Below are 676 nucleotides of genomic sequence, written 5' to 3' on the forward strand. Positions count from 1 at the left end.
CGACTGACCTGCCGTCGCAGACGGTCCTTCGTCAGCGCCGCAGCACCTTGCGGGCCAGCAGGTTGCCGGACAGCTGGATGACCATCACGATCGCGACGAGGACCAGGATCGAACCCCAGGTGACGATCTCGTCGAACTGCCGGAAGCCGTAGACCTGGGCGAACGAGCCCAGTCCGCCGCCCGCGATGACGCCGGCGATGGCCGTCATGTCGATGATCGCCACGAAGGCGAACGTGAAGCCGAGGATCAGTGGACCGAGCGCCTCGGGCACCAGGACGGTGAACGTGATCCGAGTGCGGCTCGCGCCCATGGCGCGCGCGGCCTCGATCACGCCGGGGTTCACCGTCACGAGGTTCTGCTCGACGATCCGGCTGATCCCGAAGATCGCGGCGATGGTGATGGCGAACGTCGCTGCCCAGATCCCGATGCCGGTGCCGATCACGAGGCGCGCGAGCGGCTGCAGGGCCGCCACGAAGATCACGAACGGGATCGGCCGGAAGAAGTTCACCAGCACGTTGAGCACCACGAACACGGGGCGGTTGGCGAAGAGCCCGCCCTTGCGGGTGAGGAAGAGTCCCAGGCCGAGCCCGAGGCCGAGCAGGCCGCCGATCACCAGGGCGATGGAGCCCATGACCAGCGTGCCGCCGGTGGCCGACCAGAACTCCGACTGCAGCTC

1 protein-coding gene is annotated in these 676 nt (G+C 68.0%); it reads right to left on the minus strand.

The annotated features are described in order from the left end of the window. Nucleotides 1–31: 31 nt before the first annotated feature. Nucleotides 32–631: a methionine ABC transporter permease gene (locus tag ACOADB_RS10025; protein ID WP_237111834.1), complete on the minus strand. Its 600-nt coding sequence runs from the start codon at nt 629–631 to the stop codon at nt 32–34. Nucleotides 632–676: the final 45 nt, after the last annotated feature.

It is taken from the genome of Nocardioides sp. CPCC 206348 (assembly GCF_048654705.1).
GTDB lineage: Bacteria > Actinomycetota > Actinomycetes > Propionibacteriales > Nocardioidaceae > Nocardioides.

What these genes read in the sequence shown, in the direction of transcription:
- ACOADB_RS10025 (WP_237111834.1), bottom strand. Translation starts at nt 631, where the DNA reads ATGGGCTCCATCGCCCTGGTGATCGGCGGCCTGCTCGGCCTCGGGCTC.